Origin of the sequence: Ktedonobacter robiniae, assembly GCF_016587375.1 — a bacterium.
Taxonomy (GTDB): Bacteria; Chloroflexota; Ktedonobacteria; order Ktedonobacterales; family Ktedonobacteraceae; genus Ktedonobacter; species Ktedonobacter robiniae.
Genome location: NZ_BNJG01000003.1, coordinates 724,388 through 749,630, shown reverse-complemented (window position 1 = coordinate 749,630; position 25,243 = coordinate 724,388). Strand labels below are relative to the sequence as shown.

General features: G+C 52.6%; 24 protein-coding genes. 10 read left to right on the top strand and 14 right to left on the bottom strand.

Going from position 1 to position 25,243, the window contains the following annotated elements; all coding sequences use genetic code 11:
- Positions 1-186 precede the first annotated feature (186 nt).
- The 5 genes from murJ (at position 187) to JMJ04_RS35905 (ending at position 4,793) form a co-directional block, all read left to right on the top strand.
- On the top strand, positions 187-1,881 hold the full coding sequence (gene murJ, locus JMJ04_RS35925) for a murein biosynthesis integral membrane protein MurJ (protein ID WP_201375180.1): 1,695 nt from the start codon (positions 187-189) through the stop codon (positions 1,879-1,881).
- 33 nt (positions 1,882-1,914) lie between these two features.
- On the top strand, positions 1,915-2,472 hold the full coding sequence (locus tag JMJ04_RS35920; RefSeq protein ID WP_201375179.1) for a hypothetical protein: 558 nt from the start codon (positions 1,915-1,917) through the stop codon (positions 2,470-2,472).
- Between the two features lie 108 nt (positions 2,473-2,580).
- Entirely contained in the window at positions 2,581-3,039 is a 459-nt protein-coding gene (locus tag JMJ04_RS35915) for a hypothetical protein (protein ID WP_201375178.1), read from the top strand.
- Between the two features lie 193 nt (positions 3,040-3,232).
- Positions 3,233-4,357 carry a hypothetical protein gene (locus JMJ04_RS35910; protein ID WP_201375177.1) on the top strand — a complete coding sequence of 375 codons (1,125 nt, stop codon included), beginning with the start codon at positions 3,233-3,235 and terminating at the stop codon, positions 4,355-4,357.
- 79 nt (positions 4,358-4,436) lie between these two features.
- The gene (locus JMJ04_RS35905) at positions 4,437-4,793 is read left to right on the top strand and encodes a peptide chain release factor family protein (protein WP_201375176.1); all 357 of its coding nucleotides are present in this window, start codon (positions 4,437-4,439) and stop codon (positions 4,791-4,793) included.
- 29 nt (positions 4,794-4,822) lie between these two features.
- Here JMJ04_RS35905 and JMJ04_RS35900 read toward each other — a convergent pair whose 3' ends face one another.
- From JMJ04_RS35900 to JMJ04_RS35890, 3 genes are all read right to left on the bottom strand, one after another.
- Positions 4,823-5,266: an SRPBCC family protein gene (locus JMJ04_RS35900; RefSeq protein WP_201375175.1), complete on the bottom strand. Its 444-nt coding sequence runs from the start codon at positions 5,264-5,266 to the stop codon at positions 4,823-4,825.
- Positions 5,259-5,585 carry an ArsR/SmtB family transcription factor gene (locus JMJ04_RS35895; protein ID WP_201375174.1) on the bottom strand — a complete coding sequence of 109 codons (327 nt, stop codon included), beginning with the start codon at positions 5,583-5,585 and terminating at the stop codon, positions 5,259-5,261. Before JMJ04_RS35895 ends, JMJ04_RS35900 begins: the two co-directional genes overlap by 8 nt.
- Before the next feature lie 98 nt (positions 5,586-5,683).
- Positions 5,684-6,571 (bottom strand): DMT family transporter, encoded by an 888-nt coding sequence (locus JMJ04_RS35890; RefSeq protein ID WP_201375173.1) that lies wholly within the window; start codon positions 6,569-6,571, stop codon positions 5,684-5,686.
- A 520-nt stretch (positions 6,572-7,091) separates the two neighbouring features.
- On the opposite strand from JMJ04_RS35890, the gene JMJ04_RS35885 reads away from it, so the two are divergent.
- Complete coding sequence (locus JMJ04_RS35885; RefSeq protein ID WP_201375172.1) at positions 7,092-8,141, top strand: hypothetical protein; 1,050 nt, start codon at positions 7,092-7,094, stop codon at positions 8,139-8,141.
- A 70-nt stretch (positions 8,142-8,211) separates the two neighbouring features.
- On the opposite strand, the gene JMJ04_RS35880 is transcribed toward JMJ04_RS35885, so the two are convergent.
- The 3 genes from JMJ04_RS35880 to JMJ04_RS35870 form a co-directional block, all read right to left on the bottom strand.
- Positions 8,212-8,460 (bottom strand): hypothetical protein, encoded by a 249-nt coding sequence (locus JMJ04_RS35880; protein ID WP_201375171.1) that lies wholly within the window; start codon positions 8,458-8,460, stop codon positions 8,212-8,214.
- Positions 8,461-8,550: 90 nt separating this feature from the next.
- Positions 8,551-9,498, bottom strand: coding sequence for a DUF4118 domain-containing protein (locus tag JMJ04_RS35875; RefSeq protein ID WP_201375170.1), 948 nt, complete (start codon positions 9,496-9,498; stop codon positions 8,551-8,553).
- A 138-nt stretch (positions 9,499-9,636) separates the two neighbouring features.
- Positions 9,637-10,800 (bottom strand): CaiB/BaiF CoA transferase family protein, encoded by a 1,164-nt coding sequence (locus JMJ04_RS35870; RefSeq protein ID WP_201375169.1) that lies wholly within the window; start codon positions 10,798-10,800, stop codon positions 9,637-9,639.
- Between the two features lie 469 nt (positions 10,801-11,269).
- Between JMJ04_RS35870 and JMJ04_RS35865 the strand changes: the two genes are divergently transcribed.
- Positions 11,270-12,631 carry a GNAT family N-acetyltransferase gene (locus JMJ04_RS35865; protein WP_201375168.1) on the top strand — a complete coding sequence of 454 codons (1,362 nt, stop codon included), beginning with the start codon at positions 11,270-11,272 and terminating at the stop codon, positions 12,629-12,631.
- A gap of 87 nt (positions 12,632-12,718) precedes the next feature.
- On the opposite strand, the gene JMJ04_RS35860 is transcribed toward JMJ04_RS35865, so the two are convergent.
- The 5 genes from JMJ04_RS35860 to JMJ04_RS35840 form a co-directional block, all read right to left on the bottom strand.
- Complete coding sequence (locus tag JMJ04_RS35860) at positions 12,719-14,002, bottom strand: glycoside hydrolase family 125 protein (RefSeq protein ID WP_201375167.1); 1,284 nt, start codon at positions 14,000-14,002, stop codon at positions 12,719-12,721.
- Between the two features lie 174 nt (positions 14,003-14,176).
- Complete coding sequence (locus JMJ04_RS35855) at positions 14,177-16,135, bottom strand: glycoside hydrolase family 76 protein (RefSeq protein ID WP_201375166.1); 1,959 nt, start codon at positions 16,133-16,135, stop codon at positions 14,177-14,179.
- 251 nt (positions 16,136-16,386) lie between these two features.
- Entirely contained in the window at positions 16,387-17,694 is a 1,308-nt protein-coding gene (locus JMJ04_RS35850) for an ABC transporter substrate-binding protein (RefSeq protein ID WP_201375165.1), read from the bottom strand.
- 129 nt (positions 17,695-17,823) lie between these two features.
- Complete coding sequence (locus tag JMJ04_RS35845; RefSeq protein WP_201375164.1) at positions 17,824-18,729, bottom strand: carbohydrate ABC transporter permease; 906 nt, start codon at positions 18,727-18,729, stop codon at positions 17,824-17,826.
- A 112-nt stretch (positions 18,730-18,841) separates the two neighbouring features.
- Positions 18,842-19,846, bottom strand: coding sequence for a carbohydrate ABC transporter permease (locus tag JMJ04_RS35840; protein ID WP_201376145.1), 1,005 nt, complete (start codon positions 19,844-19,846; stop codon positions 18,842-18,844).
- 259 nt (positions 19,847-20,105) lie between these two features.
- Between JMJ04_RS35840 and JMJ04_RS35835 the strand changes: the two genes are divergently transcribed.
- A complete protein-coding gene (locus tag JMJ04_RS35835) occupies positions 20,106-21,218 on the top strand; it encodes a LacI family DNA-binding transcriptional regulator (protein WP_201375163.1) in 1,113 nt (370 codons plus the stop codon).
- A 10-nt stretch (positions 21,219-21,228) separates the two neighbouring features.
- Here the strand turns inward: JMJ04_RS35835 and JMJ04_RS35830 are convergent, their stop codons facing one another.
- Together JMJ04_RS35830 and JMJ04_RS35825 are read right to left on the bottom strand one after the other, a co-directional pair.
- Positions 21,229-21,834 carry a TetR/AcrR family transcriptional regulator gene (locus JMJ04_RS35830; RefSeq protein ID WP_201375162.1) on the bottom strand — a complete coding sequence of 202 codons (606 nt, stop codon included), beginning with the start codon at positions 21,832-21,834 and terminating at the stop codon, positions 21,229-21,231.
- Positions 21,835-21,859: 25 nt separating this feature from the next.
- Positions 21,860-22,498, bottom strand: coding sequence for a GNAT family N-acetyltransferase (locus JMJ04_RS35825; RefSeq protein WP_201375161.1), 639 nt, complete (start codon positions 22,496-22,498; stop codon positions 21,860-21,862).
- A 235-nt stretch (positions 22,499-22,733) separates the two neighbouring features.
- On the opposite strand from JMJ04_RS35825, the gene JMJ04_RS35820 reads away from it, so the two are divergent.
- A complete protein-coding gene (locus tag JMJ04_RS35820; protein ID WP_201375160.1) occupies positions 22,734-23,231 on the top strand; it encodes a ClbS/DfsB family four-helix bundle protein in 498 nt (165 codons plus the stop codon).
- A gap of 63 nt (positions 23,232-23,294) precedes the next feature.
- Here JMJ04_RS35820 and JMJ04_RS35815 read toward each other — a convergent pair whose 3' ends face one another.
- Positions 23,295-23,981 (bottom strand): hypothetical protein, encoded by a 687-nt coding sequence (locus JMJ04_RS35815; protein ID WP_201375159.1) that lies wholly within the window; start codon positions 23,979-23,981, stop codon positions 23,295-23,297.
- A 404-nt stretch (positions 23,982-24,385) separates the two neighbouring features.
- Between JMJ04_RS35815 and JMJ04_RS35810 the strand changes: the two genes are divergently transcribed.
- Positions 24,386-25,225: a hypothetical protein gene (locus tag JMJ04_RS35810; protein ID WP_201375158.1), complete on the top strand. Its 840-nt coding sequence runs from the start codon at positions 24,386-24,388 to the stop codon at positions 25,223-25,225.
- The last annotated feature ends 18 nt before the right edge of the window (positions 25,226-25,243 follow it).

The window sequence follows — 25,243 nt, the reverse complement described above, 5'->3', positions numbered from 1 at the left end:
TATGGTGGCCCTGGCAGCCTGAGGCTGCCAGGGCCACCATATTATCTACTCCCGCGAGCGCCGCAGGCGTGAAAAGTAAGCAAGAATAGGAATTATTTCTACCTTTGCTGGGCTTGTTAGCTTGGGGGTGATACACTAGGTAAATAAACTCACATAAAATGACAGAGATAAAGAGGTAGTTTATTCATGGAAGAGCAAGCGAGCATAGCCCATGTTCCAGCTCAGGAGCCGATCCAGCAGGAGCTGGCTGACCAGGAGATAATTGAGGTAGTTGAGGCAAACGAGACCGCCCCAACACCAAGTAAACGAGGCCAGCTCGTCAAGTCGGCGACGGTTGTTATGTTGGGAAACCTGGGGAGCAGCGTGCTGGGTCAGCTACGTCAGAGTGTTCTGGCGGGCCTGGGCACAGCCGTTACGGGCCCCTTCGCTACCGCCTTGACACCCCTCCAAACCTTCCTTGATCTCCTTGCTAATGGCACAGTCAGTGGCGCGCTTATTCCGACCTTTTCAGATTACGCCGATGAGGGGAGGCACCAGGAGCTGAGGCGCGTGGTCTATAGCCTGGTGAACCTGTTGATTCTTATTTCCCTATTTGTCAATGCGATCTTTATCTTTGTCGCGCCCTGGTTTGTGGGATCTATTCTGACAGGCGATTTCAAAGCGGGCGAGAAGGCGCTTACGATTACGTTCGCCCAGGTCATTATCTGCGCTCTGACCGTTATGGGACCCTTTGCTGTCTTGCAGGCTGTGCTCTATGCGCGTAAAGAGTTTGGCTTCGCGGCCTTTGCCTCTGGCGCGCTGCACCTGGGAATCATCGCCGGTGCCATCGTGACTGGCTGGTTTGGTGCCACCCACTTTGGTCAGTTGGGGCTGGCCTTTGGCGTCATTCTTGGTGGCCTGGCGCAGGTTGCGCTGCTGGTACCTGGACTGAAACGCCAGCGCCTGCCATATATGTTTGTGCTGGATGTGAAGCATCCCGCGATCCGGCGTATCTTCAAGCTATATGCCCCCCTGGCCGTGAGCTATATCATCAGTATGTTCTTCGTCTTCCTCGATCTCAGCCTGATGAATCGCACCCCTGGTGACCGTACGGCTAATCTGACGGCTGCTAAATTCGCTACGACCTTGATTCAGTTCCCTGGCGGTTTGGTATCGGCAGCGCTCTCTTTCGCCATTTTGCCCACACTCTCGCGTTACGCGACTGAGAATGAGGATAGCCAGTTCAAAGAGACATTAACCATGGGTCTACGCTTGGGCCTGCTCTTGATGATTCCAGCTATGGCAGGCCTGATCGTTTTGCGCTATCCAATTGTCTTCCTGCTCTTTCGCCATGGAAACTTTACGCCCAGCGATGCCGGGCTGGCAGCGGTCGCGCTCCAGAATTATGCCTATCAACTCCCCTTCCTGGTCGTGGACCAGTTGATTATGTTCGCTTTCTATGCGCGCAAGAATACCATAGTTCCCGTCATTGTAGGCTTTGTCTGCTATGGTCTCTATGCCCTCGTCGCGCTGCCCTTCTATCGCACGATTGGTATGCCCGCGCTGGTCTTTGCCAATACCGTGCAGAACTCGATGCATGGTATTATCCTCTTTGCTCTCTTCTATAAGTTCTTTGGCTCGCTGCATTTCCGCTCTTCGCTCCCGGCACTTTTGAAGATCATTGTCGCGACCGTGGTGATGGCGGCGGTGGCCTGGGTGTTGCAATACTGGATGGGCCACTATGACTTCTTCTCCCTGCGTTCTCTGCGTGGTCAGCTCTTAACAACGCTCATTGCAGGTGGAGTCGCCGTGATCGTCTTCTTTGGTGGTATTCTATTGATGAAGGTGGAGGAGATTTCTCTGCTGAAGCAGGCGGTACTGGCGAAGCTGGGTAAGAAATAGTAACCAGAGTGAAAACAAGGATTGAGCTAGGGCATGGAGCGTCAAGAAGTCGAGCTCTATCTCCAGGAGCTGGGAGATGAGCTAGAGCGGCGCGGCTTTCAGGAGCCGGTGCGTATTATGATCGTGGGCGGTGTCTATATGCTTATGATGGTCGGCAACCGCGAGTCGACCCAGGATATCGACGTCGTCTTGATGGACCTGCCCGATACCACGAACAGGGATACGGCCACCAAAGAGACCAGACTCTTTCAAACGGCGGTGCGCGCGGTCGCTCGCCGTTTGAAGATCAAGCAGCATTGGCTCAACGATGACGCGGCCCTCTTTGTGCGCGGCTTCGCCCCTGAACCTCAGGCCCGCCACTGGAAAACCTTTGGCAAGCTCTCGGTCTATCTTCCCTCCAAAGCCTGTATCCTCGCCCTGAAATTGATCTCATTTCGCGAGAAGGACCGCAGCGACGTCGAAGCGCTCTCCCAACAACTCGGCGTCCGCACGCGCGATGAAGCTCAGACTCTCGTAGATACCTTTATCGCCAAGCGCTGGCAAGAAGAATACTTCCTCGAAGACACCCTCGACGAAATCTTTTTTGAGTAATTGCAGCAAATTGCTGAGATTCTACTCCTACATCTTCTTGTTTCTTCCTTCTTCATGTTATAATTTGGTTGACAGCGAAAAAGGCTGAAAGCAGAAGAGGATAGTATCATGCAAACATGCACACAGCTACAGACCATGGCTGTCGCCTTTCGGCAGATTTGTAAGGATACCGACAAAACACCGTGGGTCCCGCTAGGCGACTTTATGAATGACTTCTTTGATAACTTCGCGGACCGCCGCGAGGAGTTGGTCAAAGATCCTATCGAGGTATCGGCCAGCCTGGCGCCCGAGTTGCGGCGCTGGGCGGTCTTCTGTGCGGCCTCGGTGGAGTACCTGTGCGCGAAATATGAGCTCCCCTGTCCCGCCTGGGTGCATGATGCCGCCTATGCTCCTCTTGCGGACGCCTGGTTCTTCTCCCCGGCCGCCGAGCGTAACCCACGTGTGCGCGAGCGCTATGAGCGTGAAACTCCTGAGGAGTTCAAGCGGCGCAACATCTACTGTGGCAATAAGGTCTATGTGAGTAAGCGCGAGGCCGCCGCTGAGCTACGATTGAAGCTATCAGCCTAGTGTTACACTAAGAAGAGCAGTTCTATCAATGAAGCGGAGAGATGAGGTATGTTCCTCATCTCTCCGCTTTTATATATGCCCGTCCTTTCTTGAGGTTGAATAGACTTTTCTCTAACTCTGGTGTATAGTTCGTCGTATAAATGAAGGTATCATATCTCGATGCATGGGAACATCACAAGGAAGGAATCCTACCATGGCGAGCAAATCGGATAGTCTAGGGTTTTCTCAGGGAGCAAGCGGGATAGTAGTGCGCACTGCGAGCTCTCTCCGTTTTGATTGGATTATGGTCATTGTCTCCGTCTGGTGGCTGGGTGGCCTCTTTATCGATGGGTGGGCGCACAGCAATATTCCACAGCTAGAGACCTTCTTTACCCCCTGGCATGCTGTCTTCTATTCGGGATACCTGGTAGTGGCTTTTACTCTGCTCACTCAGGTATTTCTCAACGTACGCCAGTCAACCCTTACAAGCGGCCAGAGCACATCCTTCGGATCGCTGCTGAGTACTGCCCTGAAAGATCAGAATTGGCTGCGCGCCATTCCAAAGGGGTATGATCTTACGCTGCTGGGCCTGGTGGTTTTTGGCATTTGCGGTATTGGCGATATGACCTGGCACATTTTTCTGGGGATTGAGCGCAGCACCGAGGCTCTGCTTAGCCCAACACACCTGGGCCTGGCGCTGGGCATTGCTCTTGCCTTGACAGGTCCATTGCGTGCCGCCTGGCGTCGCTCTGGGGCTACCCCTTCCTGGCGCCAACTGGGACCCGTCATTTTCTCCCTGACCTTTACCTTCTCGCTTTTAACCTTTTTTACTTCTTATGCCTCACCATTGATCTCACCCTGGCCACTGCTTACTGTTACGCGTTCGGCCACAGATGGCATTACCGCTATCCTGCTGAATACTGCTATTATGATGGGCTGTGTGCTCTTGATTATGCGCCGCTGGCGGCTGCCCTTTGGCACCTTCGCCTTCATGCTCGGCTTAAACGGCGTGCTGATGCTGGCTTTTCATCCTCATGCGGCACTGATCGCTGTTCCCACGGCGCTTCTGGGTGGACTCGCGGCAGATCTTGTCTATCGCTTCTTGCAGCCATCATCGGACCAGCCGGAGCGCGTGCGTTTGTTCGCTTTCCTGGTGCCATTGATGTTCTATATCCTGTACTTCATTGATCTCTCTATTGTAGGACCAATCACGTACGAGAGCGGCATTCAGTGGTCCGCGCCCTTCTGGGCAGGAGCGCCTGTGATCGCTGGCTTCGTTGGCCTCTTGCTAAGCTTTGTCCTGCTGCCACCTCAGGCTGTTCCCGAGGAGGAGGAGTAGGCGCGTACGTCAGTAGTGCACGCCCCATCCATGAACCTCTTGCGTTTATGTGGTAAGCTAGAGCAAGCGCAAGGGGGTGATGACTACGCAATGGTATCCAATTGATCGTGACTCGCTGGAGCGCGATTGTACGATCGAGTTTTTTATCGCTGGTGGACCTGGAGGGCAGCATCGCAACAAGGTTGAGAGCGGTGTGCGCCTGATCCATCGTCCCAGTGGCCAGGTGGTGACCGCGACCGAGCGGCGCTCGCAATACGCCAACCGTGAAATGGCTTTTGAACGGATGGCGGCACGCCTGGAACGACTCCAGCATGTTGATGCTCCACGTGTACCAACACGACCTGGCATGGCAAGCCGTGAACGACGGCTCCAGTCCAAACGCCATACCTCGCTGACTAAACGACGCAGAACGGCGGCTATTCATCGCGATGAATAGCCGCAATTTTTTTAACCAAGTAATTTCGTTTACTTTTCTTCTTCCGCCAGTATATCGGCAATGCGCTGGGGCAAGCGGCTCCAGCCCTTGCTCATCATCTGGTAGCCCAAATGCTGGAGTGGATGGTTGGGATCAAATCCAGCGTGTTCCAGATAAAGGTGTGCCCCCTCGCCTTCTGGTTCGAGGCGCCAGGTTACGATTGAGTTTAGCCCATTCTCCTCACCTCGATCAACCCAGCTGAAGCTTAGCCAATGCTCAGGCTCGAACCCTAGAACCTCACAGTATACCGTGCCACCGAATTTCACGTTAGGAATGGGTACGTTTTGAAAGGTAAAATGGTGGCCTACCTGTAACTGGAAGTCGTTAGGCATCAGCCAGCGTGCAATTAGCTCTGGCATGGTGAGTGCCTTCCAGACCTGGGCTGGTGTGTAAGGGAGAAATTGGTCGCAATAAATAGTAAGAGCCTCAGTCATGGTTTTCCTCCGCAAGTAGTTGCTCTAAACTGGCGATGCGCTCTTTCCAGAACCGCTCATAGGGCAATAGCCACTCCTGAATTTCTTGAAGTGGTGCCCCCTGTAGTGAGTAGTAGCGCTGCCGCCCCTGTTTATGCTCGCTAACCAGTCCTACATCTCGTAATACTTTTAAATGTTCCGAGATGCTTGGTCGCTGCATAGCAAAGTGGTCCGCCAGTTGCTGAACGGGTTGGGGTCCCTCATCACGCAGCAGACGCAGCAACTCCCGCCGCGTCTGGTTGGCTAGAGCAGCGAAGACCATGTCGATAGAATCAAGCATGCATTATATCCTTCTTTGTGCTCTGGATGATGCGTAGGATATTCCCTACGTATATGACCCAGGCATATTATACGTAGGATATTTCCTACCTGTCAAGGCTATTTTCGATAGATAAGAATAAGCATCGAGCCAACGAGCAGCAACGCGCCCAGGATACCAAAGATCCCCAGCTCTTCGTGAAAGATGAGCCAGGCCAGAAGCGCGGCGGTCAGTGCCTCGCAGAGTGTAATGATGCTCGCCATCGTTGCGGAGATCGAGCGCATACCAGCCTGGAAGAGGGCATAAGCCAGGGCGGTAGGGATGCATCCCAGGTAGAGCAGCAGGAGCCAGTCATTGAGCGGGTAAGTGACCACCAGCGGCGTCGAGGTGCTAAAGAGTAGCAGCAGAAGCGCGCCGGTCCCGAAGGCCACAAAGTTAATCTGGACCGAGTGATAACCAGTGCTAAAGAGGCGTCCCAGTAGGATAAAGAAAGCGTAGCCAGCGGCGGCCAGCAAGGCCAACCCGATCCCCAACAAAGACACACTCGCTTGCTGTGGATGAGAGCGTGCTGCCACTAGAAGCACTGTTCCTCCAAGGGCCAGGACCAACGCCAGCAGCGTTGAGCGCGTCAGGTGCTCGCGCATCAAGAAGGTCGAGCAGAGGGCAACGATGACTGGAGCCACGCAGAGCGCGATCAATGTAGAAATGGTCACGCCTGTATAGGCGATGGCCGCGCTATAGCTCACCTGGTACAGCGCCTGCATGCCCCCCATCAGGATCATGATCAGCAAGTCACGCGGTTTAATTTGCCAGAGGCGCCGCCCTAGTAGCTTGCTACAGGCAATGAGAAAGAGTGGCGTAGCGATAGCCAGGCGAAAGAAGGCGAGTGAAAGTGCATTGGTTGTATGAGCATAGATCGCCTGATTGGCGACTCCGACCGTCCCCCAGGCAATAGAAGCGCTGAGAATAAACCAGAAATCACGGCGAAAAGAATTGCGCGAAAGCATAGAGCATCCCTTCCTCAAAAAAAGACTTAGAGTTGAAAAATGGCGTGTGAGGGCAGGATGAAGGCGTGTAGAGAGAGGCGCAAGGCCTTATGAGAAGGATGCGCTTATCAAGAAGGTTTTATAGAGCGACGCCGCGTTACCTGCCCTGGTGGGAAGGGACCACAGGTGGGGGCAAAATAGAGTAAGAGCTATAAAAGACGCGATCAACCACGGTGAGAGTATCCTTCTCTGCATAGATCAATATCAACTCATACGAGACATTGTAACAGAGAAGGTTTGACAGGACAAGCCTCTTCCCTGATGCTTATCTAGATTCCTTATACAAGTCTTAAGCCTTCGGGGTAAAAGGTAGATAGTGTTGGGTAATAAAACAAACTTCTCAAATCAACCACCATGATCACCCCAGTGGGTGAAGTAAAAAGGACATAGCGAGACTATAATTCTGACATGGGACATAAAACGCTACATACGAATTGAGATGCAGAACACTAGCTCTCGACTTTCTTCAGAGGAGTCTCACATGAATACGGTGACAAACGCTGATCGAACTGAACAACAAAATAGCCCAAAGAAAGCACGCCGCCATTTCTTACCCGCTCTTGTTTTACTGGTGCTTACACCATGTGTATCCGAGCTACTCCTGGGGGATATGAAACCTAATTCTTCTTTCCTCTTTCTCTTCCTTTTTAATATGGCGTATTATGGCACAGGTGCTCTCGCCATTCGCGAGCTTGTGCGCAGGCGTGGCTTATCCTGGTATTGGATACCGATTCTGGCCTTTGCCTATGGCCTGGTAGAGGAGGGGTTAGTGCTACATAGCCTCTTCAATCCGAATTTCCCTGGTCTAGGAGCGTTGGGATCGTATGGACGGTTTGGGGGCGTTGATTGGGTCTGGGCCTCATTTGTTCTTGGGTTGCACACAGTATGGAGCATCTCTATACCCATTCTGGTAACCGAGCTACTCTTCCCGCAGCATCGTACAGAGCGTTGGTTGGGAAATATTGCCTTCTGTATCAATTGTTTCATACTCGTGTTGGCCCTGGCCTTGCTCACTCTCTTCTATGCGACCTATATTACCCCAGGTTTTCAGGCGCCTCCTGTCGGGCTGCTTGTCACAGCTGTAATGGTACTGATGATTCTGGTATGTGCGCTCCTGGTGCCTGTACAGAAAATGGCACAGTCAGCACGAGATGTTGTCAATGCTGCGCCAACCCCCTGGATTGTAGGTATAAGCGCGTTTCTGCTCGCTATGGCTTTCCTTTTCCTACACGAGATTCTTAAGCTTACCCTTGGTATCCCTGCGGCCGTTCTCTTCCTGCTTCATATCGTAGTTGGGGTTATCGCGGCCATCTCGATCTTACGCTGGTCTGCTCACAACTCACGCTGGACGGATCAGCATCGTGTCGCGCTGGCCTTTAGCGCGCTCCTGGGTTACTGCTGTATCGGTTTCGAAGTTGTATCACCCGACGCGCTTAATCTGGCCTTTCACGGTGCGATCTCGGCTATCACGATTGTTTTGATGATCTTGTTAACGCTGAGAATACAGAGAAGATTGAAGCAGGTAAGTTGATCTGGTGCTCTCGCACGACGCTACATAAGTACGCGTTGGGCCACACATGGCTCAATCGACTGTATTGCTATTAGTCAGCTTTGCGTACGTAGACAAAGTCATGCGCGAAATAGAGCTGCTCCCCTTTTTCGTTTGTACGAAGATTGGTGTAGGTGACAAGCCAGCTCATATTGGCTTCATCGTGTTTGATAGTGTTGACCTTGTTTTCCTCGTCCGCGATAACGAGGATGTCCTTGAGTTTGAGTTGATGAATGCTCTTCCACTCATAGTGATAGGTAGAAAAGAGCGCAGGCTGTTGCTCATCCCTCTTGCGTGGCATATAGTTTCTCTCCTCTGTGTAGGGTCTCATATGTGCTAGACGCTTTTTACGTATCAGAGTAACTTACCAGGGAGAAAAAGGGAGAGATGCTTATAATTGTTTCCTGGGTGCAGAGAAAGAGCGTAAGCGTGAGCGATCAAGAATTGAAGCAACTTGCTCGAGGAAGGTCCAGAAGAAGTCGATGCGCGAATGGGTGCGGCTCTGCTCGCGTTGCATGTTGGCGATATTGCTAAACCAGGAGACGGGGTTCTGAATTCTGAGGCAGACAATACCAAGCGTCTCACCATTGGCGTTGAGCGGGATGAAGCGCAGAATGGTAATGGGGCCGATTGCGGTATCATAGTAGCTGATATGTTTGACAATATCGCGTGAGATAGGCGAGGGCGCAATACGCTTTTCAACAATTTCGTGCCTGTGCATTGCAGCTACTGCCAGCATTCTTTCGTCCTGTGTAAGGGGGATTGGTGCGGTGGCGGGCAGCGTCAGATTACCCTCTTGATCTGGCAGCAGTAGGGTACAGTCCTGGATGCCCCAGGAACCAAAGACATGCATCAAGGTGTCAATCATAATCTGAACCTGTGTCTCGAAGCTCTCCTGGGAGTTGGTGAGGTGAATCATTTCATAGAGAATTTTTGCCTCGCGCTCACGGTGTGTGGCTCTGGCCGTTTGCCTGCGTAGGGCGACGGTTAGCTGGCTGGTGAGTAAAGCCGTAGCCAGAAAGATGAAGAGTGCGATCCACTCTTCCCAACGGTTAATGGTGAACATGTATAGCGGGGGTACCAGGAAGTAGTCGAAGGCGAGAAATGCTGTCAGCGCGGCGAGTGCTGCTATATAGAAATCAAAGAGGCTGGCCAGCCCCAGAATAATCAACAGATACAGAATAGAGATATTGGGAATGCGCGGATAGAGCTGAAAGTCGCTGATTATTCCAGTCATGGCTAAAGGTGCGCTAATCGCCAGGGTACCTCTCATGATAAGCTGAAGGCTAGAGATCCGCCTGGAAGTCCCCTGCGAAGAAAGCTGCTTGATATTTTGCATGTATGTATGCTCTCTCTAAAATTAGACAAAGTCAAGGAGTGTTTAGCTTTAGTAAGAAAAGCATACACACGTTGATGTAAGTAAAGCCTCAGAAAGGGACGAAAAAAACTCAAAAAAAGCTCAGGAACTAGGCACATGCTAAAATTCGCCAGGTGCTGATGGATTGTCGAATAGTTGCATGACTTTCTGGGTGTGTTCACCCAGCAGCGGTGGTGGGCTGGTGATTTCAGCGGGTGTGAGGCTATAATTGACTGCTGGCCCTACCAGGCGTACATCGCCAGCGGTGGGGTGAGTCAGGCTCACAATCTGCTGGGAGTGTATAACCTGGGGATCTTGAAAGACCTGGTTCATGTGATTGACTGGCCCAACAGCTATGCCCGCCTGAGCTAAAAGTGGTTCCCAGGTAGCGACGCTCTCCGCCTGGAGCGCATCCTCGATTAAGGATATCAGGGCCTCACGATTCTTTACGCGCTCAGCATTGGTGCGAAAGCGCTCGTCAGCGGCCCATTCGGGGTGTGCCAGAGCCAGGCAGAGCTTCTGGAAGAGCTTATCATTGGCCGCGCCAATCACGATATAGCCATCGGCGGCGCGAAAAGCCTGGTAGGGCACAATGGATCCATGTGCGCTGCCCTGGGGCTGCGGTACCTCGCCCGCGATAAGATAATTGCTTGCCGCGTTGATTAGTGCCGCCAGCTCCGCACTTAGCAGCGAAACATCGAGGCGCTGCCCCTGCCCACAGCGCTCCCGGTGGTAGAGTGCTGTCTGAATCGCTGAGAAGGCATTAAGTCCAGTAATCACATCCGTGAGTGCTACACCCGTCTTGACGGGTTCACCCTCTGGCGTTCCAGTAATTCCCATCAATCCGCCCATTGCCGAGACAATCACATCATAGCCCGCGCGGTCTTTATAGGGACCGCTGCGCCCATAACCAGAGATGGAGCAGTAGATCAGCCGTGGATGGCGCTCGCGCCAGTCCTCATAGCCCAGGCCAAAGCGCTCCATAACGCCTGAGCGAAAGTTCTCAATCACCACATCGCTCTCTGCCACCAGCCGGTGTACCACTTTCAGATCATCTTCATTGTTCAGGTCGAGGCAGACGCTCTTCTTATTGCGGTTGACACTCAAAAAATAGGCACTCTCACCACCCACAAAGGGAGGCCCCCAACTTCGTGTATCATCGCCCTTCCCCGGCTGCTCAATTTTAATGACCTCGGCTCCCAGATCTCCCAATAGCATTGTGCAGTAGGGTCCAGCAACGACCCGCGTAAAATCAACGACGCGAATACCTGAAAGCACACCCATTGTGTTCTCCTCTAGCTGGTAGATGTTGTTGGCGTTGAATTACCCCATAGAGAATACTATGCAGCATACTCTTATTCTCTCACAAGCGCAGCAGGCTTGAAAGCTCAGGCTCACAGGGAGCGCTACAAAAAATTCTACTTGACAACCCCTGTTGTTGATCTGTATATTTGGTAGGCACGATCAAGAAAAGGGAGGGGAAATATGCAATACTCACATTGCCTCGTACAGTACCTCTACTCAGTCGTGTCCTTCATCCCCTCACATCGTCATAAACCCACTCACTCCCGGCCCAAGGGATCATTGTGCCCATTTGCAGGCCAGGTGTCTCCGCTATTCAGCAGTAATCGCTAGCTTTTTTCACCTTCGTACTGTAAATCTCAAGCATTGACCCTTACGGGCTTCCTGCCGGGCTTTTTTTGCCTGGTTCTATCATGCTGTCCCCATGTTGCATATTACAGAGGAGAATCTCATGCAAGAAGCTATTCATCACTCATATCGTCGCGATTTAGGCGCCGGGCTAGTACTTCGCTGGTCCACGGTCGAGGATACTGAGCGTATCGCGATGCTGTATGGGATGGTTCATCGCGATAAAGCTGATGCTCCACTCAATACCGGTGCTATGAGGAGTATTCGCACGTACATGAGTGGTCATTATCCCTTGATGGGACCCAATGATTTTGGTATCGTCGAGGATACAAGTAGAGATGGAAATCCCGTTGTTGCCACGACCTGTTTCTGGAAGCATATCTGGACGTATGAAGGTATTCCCTTTAGCGTTGGCCGCCCAGAGTGCGTGGCAACCGATCCCACCTATCGCCATCGCGGGCTTGTGCGCGCGCTCTTTGAGATGTTTCATGCGCGCAGCGAGGCCGAAGGAGACCTGGTCCAGGCCATTACTGGTATTGCTTATTTCTATCGCCAGTTTGGCTATGAATATGCGCTTGAATTAGAGGATAGGCGCGCCACTCCAATCGTGTTAATACCAGAGGCCAGGGAGGGTGAGCCTGAGCCATTCACCTTGCGCGCCGCCACAGTCGAGGATATTCCCCTGATCGAGGCGCTCTATAACCAGCGTCAGGCCAGTAGCATGGTCTCGGACAGTACACGCACGTTGTGGCACTATGAGATTGAAACCTGGAAAAAGCATCCCCAACTGAGGCATACCTTTAATTTCCAGGTCATAGTGGATACCTCTGGAGAGGCAGTGGGTTTCGTGGCCTGTGATGCCTCTCGCCGGGGCAAAGTGTTGGGGGTCTGGCTGCTGGAGTTTGCCCCTGGGATAAATATGCAGAGCGCTATGCCCCCTCTGCTACGAGTGCTACGTAGCTATGGCCTCGCCATGGAAACGAGCCGGCCTGATACTCCCGCTCTCCAGGAGATCAGCTTTTCTCTTGGCACGACCCATCCGGCTCATGATGTGCTGGGCGAGGTATTGGACCATCCCACCGAGCCTCCCTACGCCTGGTATGTCCGGGTGAAGGATCTGCCAGCTTTTCTCATGCATATCGCGCCCGCGCTTGAGAAGCGTCTGGCAGCTTCATCCGTCGCGGGCTATACAGGCGATCTCAAACTTGATTTCTACCGTGATGGCCTGTGCATGCGCTTTGAGCTGGGGCGCCTCGTTGCCGTGGAGCCCTGGCGCACGCCGCTCTATGGAGCCGACCCGAGCGCCAGTTTCCCGCCGCTGGTCTTCTTACAAGTCCTCTTCGGCCACCGCAGCATTGAGGAACTTCGCCACGTGTTTCCCGACATCTGGGTAAACCCTGAAGCGAGGCTGCTACTTAAGGCGCTCTTTCCCACGCGACCATCCTTTGTCTTCGGCTGGAATTAAAAATTGTAGAGATACAGCCGGGGTGAGCCCTGGGCTCACCCCGGCTGTATCTCTACAATTTGGATATAGGTTGGGTATGTTCAATGCCTATACTCTCAAGGCGTTTTTCACATAGGCGAGGACAAACTCGCCGAAGAGGCTGTTGGCCCAGGCAAACCAGGAGCGGGTATAGTGCTGGGGCTTGTCCGGGTGGAAGCTCTCGTGCATATAGTTGGTTTCGGCGGTGGTGTTGACTAACATGCGAATGATCTCTTCTTGCTCGGCTGGATCGTTACTGGTGAGGCCCTGGATACTGAGGGCGATATGCCAGATATAGCCCCTGGGTGTGTGGGGGCTGCCGACGCCACTGGCATGTTTGCCTGTAAAGTAGTATGGATTATCAGGACTGAGCACGAAGCGGCGTGTGTTCTGGTAGAGCATGTCATCGACAGGCCGATAGCCGAGGTAGGGAATAGCGAGCAGGCTGGGAACGTTGGCGTCATCCATCAGGTTGTAATTGCCGTAACCATCAGTCTCATAGGCATAGATGCGCCCGTGGCGTGGATGCTCAACGATGCCATACGTCTGAATGCCGAAGTCAATATCCTGGCGCAGCGCCTCGGCTGCCTGGGCCAGCTCCTCGTCCTGGTAGACCTCGCGCGCGATCTCGCAGGTATACCTCAGGACGACCACGGCAAACATATTGGCGGGAATCAAATACCCAAACCTACAGGCATCATCGCTAGGTCTGAAGCCCGACCAGACCATGCCGGTAAAATTGGTGCGTGTACCGTGCCCCTGGAAGGGTAGAGTATCGGATGGCAGCAACGGATCTGGGCGCTCAAAGGAATAGGTTGAGCGTGTATCATGTTGTTGCTCAATGCGCATAATTTCAATAATCTTGCGCAACATAGCGCGGACGGTCTCATTAAAATTGCTGGTATCGCCTGTATGGCGCCAGTAACTATAGCAGAGTTTAATGGGGTAGCAGAGCGAGTCAAGCTCGTACTTGCGCTCCCAGACCCAGGGGCCTGCGGGCGGAGCATCGCCTTTATGGCCCTGGCCGTTTGCTTCGCGGTTAAAGGCATTGGCATAGGGGTCGCGTAAAATATATTGTGCCTGGCGCTGTATCAGTCCGCGCAACATGCGTTGTAGAGCCGCGTCCTCTCTTGCCAGGGGGATATAAGGGTTGACCTGGGCTGAGGAGTCGCGCAACCACATCGCGGGAATATCGCCCGTCATTACAAAGGTCGTGTCATCGTCGAGTAACTCAACAGTGGTCTCCAGAGTGTTTGGATAGCACTGTGTGAACATATCGCGCAATTGGGGATAACTGACAAGCTGCTGTTTTACATCTTCGATCAGGGCTGCGATTGCTGGATAATGGTACACGTTTCGTGGATTTCCTTCCTGATAGAGTGCATGTGGACGCGAAAGGGAGTACAGGAGCCGCAAGCACGTCCCTGTACTCCCGAGAGTTAATTATTAAAAATTTCCCAAATCTTTCCACGCTAAGAATTGTCTAGCCGCGCGTGGTGCAGCCATTGATGATCTTCAAGTCTCTTACTAGCTCCCATAGACCTCTAGCTCATAGATACGAGCCGCGACGGTATTGGGATCGGTCTGCGGATTGGTAATATTCAACTTTACGTAGCGCGCAGTCGTGGTGCTGATAGGGTGAGTGGTAATGCTGGAAGTGTTACCAGTCACGTTGACGACCGTGCTCCAGTTGGAGCCATCCGTACTAAGCTGAAGGTTAAAGTCGCGCGTGTTCCAGGCGGTATTCTCGCCACCTGCCCCGGCGTGCTTCACGGTGAAACTGCTAATGGCATAGTTGGCTCCCAGATCAACGCGTAGCCAGTACTGACCGCTAGTTGCTCCAGCGCACCACTTGCTATCATTGGTTACACTACCATCGACCGCTTTATTGGGCGTCTCTGACGAGGTGCAGGAGTTATTAGCGGTAGCCGTTTTATTGAGCGCGACATTGCTGGTGGAGCTTGTAGCATATACCTCTAGCTCGTAGATGCGAGCCGCGATATAGTTAGGATCGCTCTGTGGATTGGTAATGTTCAGCTTTACATAGCGCGCGGTTGTCGTGCTGATGGAATGCGTCGTGATGCTGGCCGTATTCCCGGTTACATTGACGACTGTGCTCCAGTTGGAGCCATCGCTGCTCAGTTGAATGTTGAAGTCGCGTGTGTTCCAGGCGGTATTCTCGCCGCCCGCTCCCGCGTGCTTTACAGTAAAACTGCTGATGGCGTAGCTGGCTCCCAGGTCGAGGCGCAGCCAGTACTGACCACTGGCTCCACCCGAGCACCACTTGCTGTCATTTGTCACACTGCCATCAACGGCCTTGTTAGGCGTCTCCGATGAGCTACAAGAGCTGTCAGCGGTGGCAGTTTTATTGAGCGCGACATTGCTGGTACCGCTACTGGTACTGAATGGGATAGCGGCGTTGAGTGCATCCTGTGCCGAGCTCTGGCGCGCGGCATCGGCGCTATCAAAGGGTCCGTACCACATCAGGCCCAACTGGTTGGAACCATTGCGATCATTGTTCCAGATCGAGTCCACGTTTTGCGTAATAAAGTTCTTGTACGCCTGCTTGTTGTCAGTGCTGTAGAGATAGCCCAGGTTGCGCATAAAGATGCCCTTGAACTGTGGACCATCGCCACCACAACTTGAAGGCTCACAAGGCTCCTTAAGTATACCATTATTCACCAACGTCCCTGTTGCCGCATCGGCGATGGCTTCAGCCTTGCTGAGATAGGACGAGTCATTGGTGATTTTATACATATCGGTTAAGCCACCCAGGATCACGCCTTGATTATAGGTCCAGGTCGTCTGACCATTATTATGACATGAACTATCCAGGCCGTCATTGACTAGGTTGGAACTGTTAATCATGCCACTGCTGTTGAACCAGCTCCACTCGCGATTGGCCCAGTCAATGTAGCTGCCGCTGCCGCTATCGCCAGAGGTGCGCTGGTGTAGTTTTGTGGCGAGCGCGAGAAACAGCTCATTGGGAATAGCGTTCTTGTAGGTGCGATCCTTGCTCCACCACACACCGCCTCCGCAGGTGCTATCCCAGCCGCCAGCCATGTCTGAAAAGATAGTTTTGGCCATGCTTAGATAGCTGTTATTACTGGTCAGGTCATAGGCCTTGACCCAGGTTAAGCCCCACCAGCCCTCATCATCATAGTAATTGTTGAGGAAATTACCGCTTGAGTTTTTGCTATAGGTCGTCGCGATATCGCCCGTATAGGCCGTTGAACCTGTGTTTGATGAGTAGTCGATGATAGCTCCCAGCGCGTTGGCCGAGTTCCACCAGCCAGTGCTATTGAAGAGGCCATTTGAACTGTTATACCAGCTCTGAAGCGTAGCCGCACTGCTATTGGCATATGAGCGGTAGTCACCAGCCGCCCTGGCTTGGTGTGTGTCGAGAGCTACTCCCAGACTCGCGCTAAGAAGACAGAAGAGCACTATTATACCTATGACCTGGCCGCGAAAGCGTTGCGTGAACATACCAACCTCCTTGTTGTTATCCAAAGAACACCAATCGTCCTGGGCGCTCATATTACAACCAGTAGCCGCGTGCACCCGCTACTTGCGTACGCGGCTACTAAATGGTGAATTCACAACATGTGTAGGGTCCATGCTGGCATGGACCCCGAGCGAAGCGATCTGCTTGCGCTCGGGTATCGGCCTGCGGGCCTCGGCAGTCCATGCTAGCATGGACCCTACATCGACGAACTACGTGAATTTACCACTCAAACTTACTGGTTTGATTTAATGACGTCGTTGAGTTGTTGCACCATCTGCTGGGTGCCGCTCTCAAGAGGTTTTTTGCCAAGCAGGATGTCATTCCAGTTGGCGGTGATGACATCGGTAGCCTTGGATGACCAGGGCGCGACAAAGCGGATGCCCACTTTATCAGGTGTGTTCAGGATATAGTTTACCGAGTCGGAGACCGAGCTCAGGTCATCTTTCTTTAGCGTATCGAAGTAGGGTGTCGAAGAAGGGACATAGGCCGCGGGCGCGACAGGCGAGCCAGGCAGGACCGTCTCCCAGGCTTTGGAGGCCAGGAACTGCATGACTTTCCAGGTAGCGTCGGGATTTTTCACATATGTGGGCGAGGCGATGCCGACCGCGTCGTAGAGTTGCACATTCTGCTTCACCTGGGGCAGGGGTGCGAAGCCATACTTGAAGCCGGGCTTGGACTGCAAGAAACCAGCCGCCAGCCACTGACCATTGTAGAGCATCGGAATCTTGCCAGCCACAAAGCTATCCTGTGCGCTATCGACATTGTATCCAGGAGGTGTGACAGAACCATTCTGGACGGCGGTAGCGAACATTTTGGCGCAATTAAGAAACTCGGGGCTGGCGTTTACGCTGCTGGGGCTGAGAAGCTTATCCTCGAAGGAGGTACCACCAGCGGAGACAGCGCAGTTATTGGTCTGGAAGGGATCATCGGGTGTGTTCCACAGACCATAGCGCGAGACCTTGCCGCCGTCCTTCTGCGTCAAGACCTGGGCGTCGTGCAACATCTCGTCATAGGTCCAGCCAGATTTTGGCAGGGGGAGACCAGCCTGCTTGAACAGGTCTTCGTTGTACCAGATGCCGTAGGTGTTCATCAGGGTGGGTAGACCGTAGAGCTTATCGCTGGTCTTCCAGTTAGTCAGCGAGTTAGGCGCGAACTTGTTGATATCGAAGTCGCTGGAGCTCTGCTGGGCCTGGCTACTCCAATCATAGAGGAGACCCTGTGCGCCATACTGCTGCTCGGTGTCGTTACCGGCCCAGAAGATGTCGGGGAGCTTCTTGGCCAGCACCAGTGAGCTAAGCTTCTGACCATAATCGCTGTTAGGCGAGGGGACACGCTCAACCTTGATATCCGGGTTCTGCTTCATGAACGCTGCTAGCGCCTGGTCGATCAGCTTGTTGGTGTCAACCGTCTCCCAGGTCATGACGGTTACCGTTTTGGGGCCACCGCCGGTATCGCTACCGCCACATGCCGCGATGCTCAGTGATGTGAGCAGCAACAGGAGCAAGACGATCGATGTCTTGAATATCCTTTTCTTCGTCATTGTGATGCAAACTCCTTTGAATTGAGAAAAATAGAAAAATATCCAGAAAGTCTATCACTCGTAATGACAACGTTGTCTTCGCCATGCCGCGAAAGAGCCGGGTATGCTCAAGGCTTTCAGTGAAGCGGCTTACTTATCGCGAGCTGAGGTTCCGAGTGCTCCCAGGCCTTGCATGAAGTAGCGCTGGGCGAAGAAGAAGATGATCAATGGCGGCAACATGTAGAGCAAGTTAGACGCCATATACAAATTCCACTTTGTCGTTGCTACGCCCGCGAAGGCCCCGGATAGGGTGGCCATCCCCAGCGACAAGGTCCATTTGTCATCGGAGTAGAGATAGACCAGGGGATTGAGATAGTCGTTCCATGAAAGCGTGAAGGCCATAATGATCATCGTGATCCAGACCGGGCGCGTGAGTGGGATCATGATTTGGGTAAAGATGGTCCAGTGGTTCGCGCCATCCAGGCGTGCGGCCTCGTCGAGCGAGGTGGGAATGCTCATATAATACTGGCGTGCCAGGAAGATAAAGAGCGGATTACCCAGGAAAGATGGCACGATGAGCGGTAGCCAGGTATCGTACCAACCCAGGTCGGAATACATGTGGAAGAGCGGGATCAGGCCCACGATGCCAGGCAACATCATACTTCCCACAAATAGGTAGAACCAGAGTTTGCGTCCGGGGAAGCGAATACGTGAGAGCCCATAGCCCACGAGCATGGAACTGATGACCGAGCCGGAGGTGCTCAAGACACTCACGATAACAGTGTTCGAGAAGAGGCGAGCGAAGTTAATGCTCGCAGGTCCCAGGATAAAGTTCTCAAAGTGGAACTCTTTGGGCCAGAATTCGGGTGGTATGTGATAGATATCGCTATTGCTCTTCAAAGCGACAGTAATCATCCATAGCAATGGAAGAAGCATTGCCGCTGAGAGGCCAATGACGACGATGTACCAGATGATGTTGCCGGTGATCTTGTCATACCTGACCGCCCGTTTGGCCTCGGGGGTCACCTGACGGGTCTTATTGATGCTCAAGCTCATACATTCAACCCCTTTTTGAGCGTGAAAATCCTCCAATGTGTGCAGTGCATGTGTATACATTGCTAAATGTGTATACAATCCGTGATTGTTTGCGCTTTTAGAGAGAGCGCCTTCAATCTACGCTATTTTCTTCATACACCCACATTGATGAAAAGCGGAAAGTGAAGATCGTCACAAGCATGATCAGAAAGAACAGTATCCAGACCTCTGCCGTGGCATAGCCAATCTGCGGGAACTGGCTAATACTACCGAAGCCAGTGTGATAGATATGGACCATCAGCACTTCAGTGGAGAAGCCGGGACCGGGAAGGATGTTGAACTGGTTAAACGCCTGTAACGCGCCAAAGATTTGCAGGATAAGCTGTAAGAAGATGATTGGACTGATCATAGGAAGGGTTGTATGCCAGAAGAGCCTGAGAGAACCCGCGCCATCGATCTTTGCAGCCTCATAAATCTCCTTGGGAACCGCCTGCAGGCCCGAAAGGAAGATAATCATTGTGCTACCAATGCCCCAGAGGCCAGTGATGACTATGGCAGGAAGCGCCATGGTGTAGCTGGAGAGCCAGGTGCTTGTGGGAAGGTGTAAGAAGCTCAAAACCTGGTTTGCCAGGCCGATCTGCGGATTGTAGATAAACTTCCACAGTGTCAGGGTCGCGATGGCGGGAAGAATCGCTGGTAGGTACAAGGCCGTGCGAAATAACTTGATGCCTGGCAGGTTGCGATTGAGAAGGACCGCCAGTAACAAGCCTAGAATCAGCGACGAGGGAACGCTTAGCAGGGCAAAGAGACCCGTGGCTTTAAGCGTGGGAATGAACGATGGGTCTTTGGTAAAGATATAAATATAGTTTTTCAGGCCGACGAAAACCGGGGTTGTGACGCCATCCCACTTTGTCAATGAATAGTACACTGAGGTCACGAGTGGGTACAGGACAAAGACCATGAAGCCAATGATAGAGGGGAGAATAAAGAGATAACCCGCCAGGGTCTCCCTCCCATTCCAGCGCCTACGCCGTAGAGCGCTTTGCCTGCCTCCCTGCTTCTGTGGAGCATTCTTTGCCTGTTGCTGCGTCACATTAGCATCGTCTCGCACGCCTGCTGTTTCCTGGTGAACGCTCATATCCAAGTTGATCACCTCTTTGAATCAGCGCAGTAACAATTCTACAGGTGCATCATTCATTGATCACCTGACACTTTACAAGTGTATGCCATTCTGGTTTAATAGTAATGACAACGATGTCATCAAGCGCTTATACGCTCTGCTATATGTTTGACAACGATGTCATTACTGTACCATGCAAATGACATCGTTGTCAAGAGGTTGAAGAAGAAATTTTAGGTTATACTTATAGATAAAAAGCGGATCCGGAGGATTTGCAGTGAGTAACGAGCAGACGGAGTTCTCTCCGTCAGAGAAACAATTGGTGAGGCAGGAAGGTACTAACCTCTCTCTCACCTCTTTAGAGCCTCTGCATACTGAGGGAAATAAGTTGCGACCAACTATGCAGGATGTGGCGGAGATGGCGGGTGTCAGCCTCAAGACTGTTTCGCGTGTGGTGAATAAGGAGGCGAGTGTGACCCAGGCTACCAGGGAGCGGGTCGAGGCCGTTATCAAGTCGCTTGGTTTCAGGCGCAACGACTTGGCACGCAATCTGCGCCAGGGCCAGACCTCCTCTACCATCGGCCTGGTCATCGAAGATATTGCCAATCCCTTTTATTCGCAGCTTGCGCAAGGTGTTGAGTATGTCGCGAGACGTTATAATCATATGCTTATCCTCAGCAACTCGGAGGAGAATCCGCAGCGTGAGCGTGAGCAGGTGAGTGCGCTCTCTCATCGCCGGGTTGCAGGCTTGCTGATCGTTCCTGCTGGCTCCGACCACTCCTACCTGAAGAGCGAAATGGAGCGAGGGACACCGGTGATTTTTGTGGACCGTCCGCCAGCGAATCTGGACGTAGATATGATCTTGCTGGATAGCTATGGAGGTTCCTATACGGCTGTGAAGCACCTCTTGCGTCAGGGGCACCGACGTATTGGCCTGATCTGTGGTGATCCATCCGTCTATACAGGCTCAGGGCGCGTCGCGGCCTATCGTACTGCGCTGACCGATTGGGGAATTATTCTTGAAGACGATCTGCTCTGCTTTGGTTGCGATGATGCTGAGAAGGCAGCGGCGGCGACACACCGTCTGTTGAATCTTGCGCATCCTCCAACCGCGGTCTTTACTACCAGTAACCGTATCAGCGTCGCGGTGCTGCGTGCATTGCGTGGTGTCACGCGTCGCCTGGCGTTTGTTGGCTTCGACGATTTCGAGCTAGCGGATATGTTGCCAACGCCAGTCACGGTGATCGCACATGATGCCGCCGAAATGGGACGCCAGGCGGCCGAACTGCTCTTCGCGCGTATCCAGGGCGATGAGCGCCCGCCCCAGCGCGTGATCATTCCCACCCGGCTTATCATGCGCGGCTCCGGCGAAATTCCTCCTGAAGGCTAGCTTCTGAGCGCTAGGAAGGCGAAAGCAGGGCGAGAGTATACTTGATACTTGCCTCCATGGAGGCAGCGGCGCGGCGGATATAGACAGGATCCTGGTAGAGCTTACTGAGCATGATCGCGCCCTCCATGGTGGCAATACAGGTTGTGATCCAGGTCTCTATATCGATGTCTGCGCGTAACTCCTGGCGCTCGATCCCTCGTATAATGATGCGCCGTAGTGTCTCCTGGAGCCTATCCATGGCCTGACGCGCCCGCGTACGTAAGATGGGGTTGGTATCATCCACCTCTACAGCCAGGTTTAGAATGGGGCAGCCTCCCTCTACTGGTGGATCTTCGATGATACCCTGAAAATACTTTAACAGGGCCAGCAGGCGATCAAGGGCGTGCTTTTTTTCCTGAAGCGCCTGCCGCATGCTCTGTTCCAGCAGGGATAGGGAGTACTCGAAGGCTTCGAGTGCCAGTTGTTCTTTGTTGGAGAAGTGGTTATAGATGCCGCCCTTTTCGAGGCCGGTTGCGCGCATCAGGTCTGTAAGCGAGGAGCCGACGTAGCCCTGTTGATTAAAAACGGGGGCCGCGCGGGCAAGGATCATTTTGCGCGTCTCGCTCCCTTTACTCATTGTTTGCTCCTTCCGGGCATATTCCTTATAGCCCTGGCAGTGTATTTGAGCGAAGCAGGCAAGCAAAGAATTGCTTGACTAATGCTTGCCTGGCATTCTTGCCCAGGCGGGCGAGGAAGATATTAGCCGGATGCATGCGAATATTTGGTTCAGAGGTCAGATATTCTGTGAAGCCATAGGCCGCGCAGAAACGTTCCAGCATCTCGCGGTACCTGAAAGCGTCCAGCCCCAGGCCAGCCATATCCCAGTGCCAGTAGAGTCCCATACCGAGCACAATGATCTCCTCATAGGTTGTCTCCGCAAAGACCAGTTGCATTAGCTGATGTGCGATGCCAAGCTGCCTCCAGTTGGAACTGACCTCCAGGCCGATCTCATAGGCAGCCTCCAGATTTTGCCACCAGGCATCAACCGGGCAGAGGGCAATGTGTCCAACAATGGTGCCAGCCGGTGTATAGGCGATGGTGAGCATTGTATCCTCCCGCTCCGCGATCTGCAAGAGGAGCGCATGTTCATGCTCCGGCAGGCGCGTAAAGGCACGCATGCCACTATCCGGATCAAGCTCTTGGATAAAGAGGGGCGAGCAGTGGGAGCGCAGGTAAATTGGCCCGGCAGCCGTCATGATTGTTTTTTGATGGGGCGAGGGAGATAGAACAGTGTTGCGCACGATTTTCTCCTTTGTCGTGACTGCCATAGGCAGGAGAGGGCTGGCAATAATCAGACCGATCGGTTTGTTTTTGCGGCAAATTTTTGAGACCAATCGGTCTCAAATCAAGTATACCTTGCATATTTTTCTTCTGTCAAGAGTCTTCTGAAACTGCAATCAGGAATGACCTTATCCGCTTTTGACAGTATCATTAGAGGGTAATGACCATTACTATAAAGTGAAAGGATGCTTTTCTATGTCGAAGCATATGCAAAAGAAGGATCTGCAAGAGCATATTCAGCAGGGCTATGGGCAGTTGATGGAGCTTGTAAGCTCTTTAAGTGAGGAGCAAGCGACTACGCCGGGAGTCAACGGGGTCTGGTCCGTCAAGGATAACCTGGCTCATCTTGCGGTCTGGCAAAACTATTTGCTAGCTTCCTTGCGAGCGATACCTACTGGTCAGAAACCGGACGCGTTCGTCCCTGGTTTGGAAACGGAGGATGAGGAAAACGAACATTTCTATCAGCAGAACAAGGATCGCTCTCTAAAGGAGGTGCTCGCCAATCTACAGGAGGGATACCAGGGGGTACTCGGCGCGCTTGAGGGCTTGAGTGAGCAGTCCTTGAACGAGCCTTTCCCCTGGCGCGAGCAAGGGAATGTAGTCTGGGAGTCCATCGCTGGCGATACCTATGAGCACTATAAAGAGCATCGTGTCAACGTCTTACACTGGCTGGCCAGCGCCAAAACTAATTAAAGAACAAAAGGAGGCACCAGGCAATCCTGGTGCCTCCTTCTTTATGAGAAACCTGGTTAGAGATTACAGGCCCTGCCAGTTGTACGTGGTATCGGGAGTGATGCCTGGTGAGTTGTAGGCCAGGGTAATCAAAGCGTGAGCGTTCAGAGGGACTGAGTTGATATCGCCGTTATATTGCTTGCCGTTTACGTAGACAGTCCAGCCGCTGGTCTGGCTGAGCTGGGCGGGATACTGCAATTCGGGGAAGCGCCCATGCCAGATCTGTAAGAAGTCCCCCAACGCATACGTCTTGGTCTTTGGCGACTCAATATGAAGGATGCCCGAAGTATCGTGAGTATGGAGCCAGTAAATACAGGAGTTGTCGCTGGCAATGCCAATAGATTGAGGAACTTGAACCTGCTGCCCATTGATATAGATGGATAGATGGGCATGGATATGGTAGTCAAGCTGTTCGTTGCCCTGGCAAGCGATCCCATTAACGGAGGGATACAAGGGGTTGTCGCTGGTATTCGTATTGCTGGAAGCGGTTGCTGTTGCGGAGGTGCTGGAAGAGTTGGCGGCCTGAGCAGGCTTCCATAATGTCCAGGTGACGCCACCAATTGCCAGGAGGGCCACAACAATAACAGCTGCAATGATAATGTTCCGGTTGCGCTTGGCGCGTAACTGCCTCTCTCTCTCGAGGCGCTGTCTCTCACGGCGCTCTTGCTGACGCTGGCTCTTTGTAGGGAGGTGGGTGGTTTGTTTCGGCATGTACTTCTCTCGTCCTCATGCAATACTTGTGAGTATTTCCTGTCTAAATATCTTCATACTTACAAGCTACGACGTTATCTACTTCCGATAGTATATAGCATATGTAAACCCATGTTTACGTCTACTTCTGCTGGGAAAACCCCGAGCGCGAACGCGCCCGGGGTTTTCCCAGCAGAAGTAATTAGCTTTCCGATAAAAAAGAGCAACCGTGGCGTTTACTTTTCATACAACAATCCTTGTAGAAAATCACAGACGCTGGATTTTTCCGTGGCTGGTATCATTCACGCCTGTATAGAAAGGCATCTATGCAAGATAAGCATCATGTACCTGACCCATCTCAATCAATGGGAGAGAGAAAGCAGCCGATTTCTCTCGTGGCTCAGCTTTTGCAAGCAACGGTTACCATGCATCACGTAGATGAAGTGTTGCTCTGGTTGTCGGACAAGATTGGACAATATTTGGGCATACCTGTTGTCCAGTTCTGGACAATGCAAGTGGATCGTAATGGAGAGTTGCATGCTGAGGCGCGAGCCAGCGCGAGCCAGCTCCCATCTTTACCGCAACAGGCGACAATAAATCAGTATATAGTATCTGTGGTGGATCGTCTCTTGCTGGAGCAACATGGTATAGCATCTCTCCCTGTTGCAGATGTTTTCTCTCCTGTACTGGCCTCCTTCTTGACTCGCTATGGCTTACAATATTGGGCTGGATATTTTTTGCAGCATGAGATGCTGCTCCCTCCCGCGAGGAGAGAGTCGGAGGGAAAGCAGAGTTCTACGCCTCTGACCATAATTGTCTCATTCTTCTCACAAGCTCCCCTCTCAAAAGAGCAGGAGCGCGCCATCGCCTTTATTTTAGAGCAGGCCTTGCGTATTTTGATCAATCGTCGCTTTCTTGCCGCTCCTGATGCTCTCTTGTCGCCAACTCTCGATAAGCAGTCAAGGAAGTTTTTTTCAGGCCTGACGCTCGCAGATATTGTGCCCCGACGCACGCAAGACCTGGAGGCGTTTCAGGCGGATAACCCATTCGCGAATGCAGCGATCCTTGAGGACAAGAACGCCAGGCGTCTCTATGCGGCAATTGATGGGCGCAAGACCATGGCCGACCTCATGAAAGGCCTCGCTTTTGGACCACAAGAGGGCACTGAGACATTTCGCTATTTACTCAATCAGCAGAAAATTCAGCTCTCAACGCTGGACGAAAAGCCTCTCGAGAATTTTTCGATTATCGATTCACTGTTCTAGAAACGCGAAAAACATGTT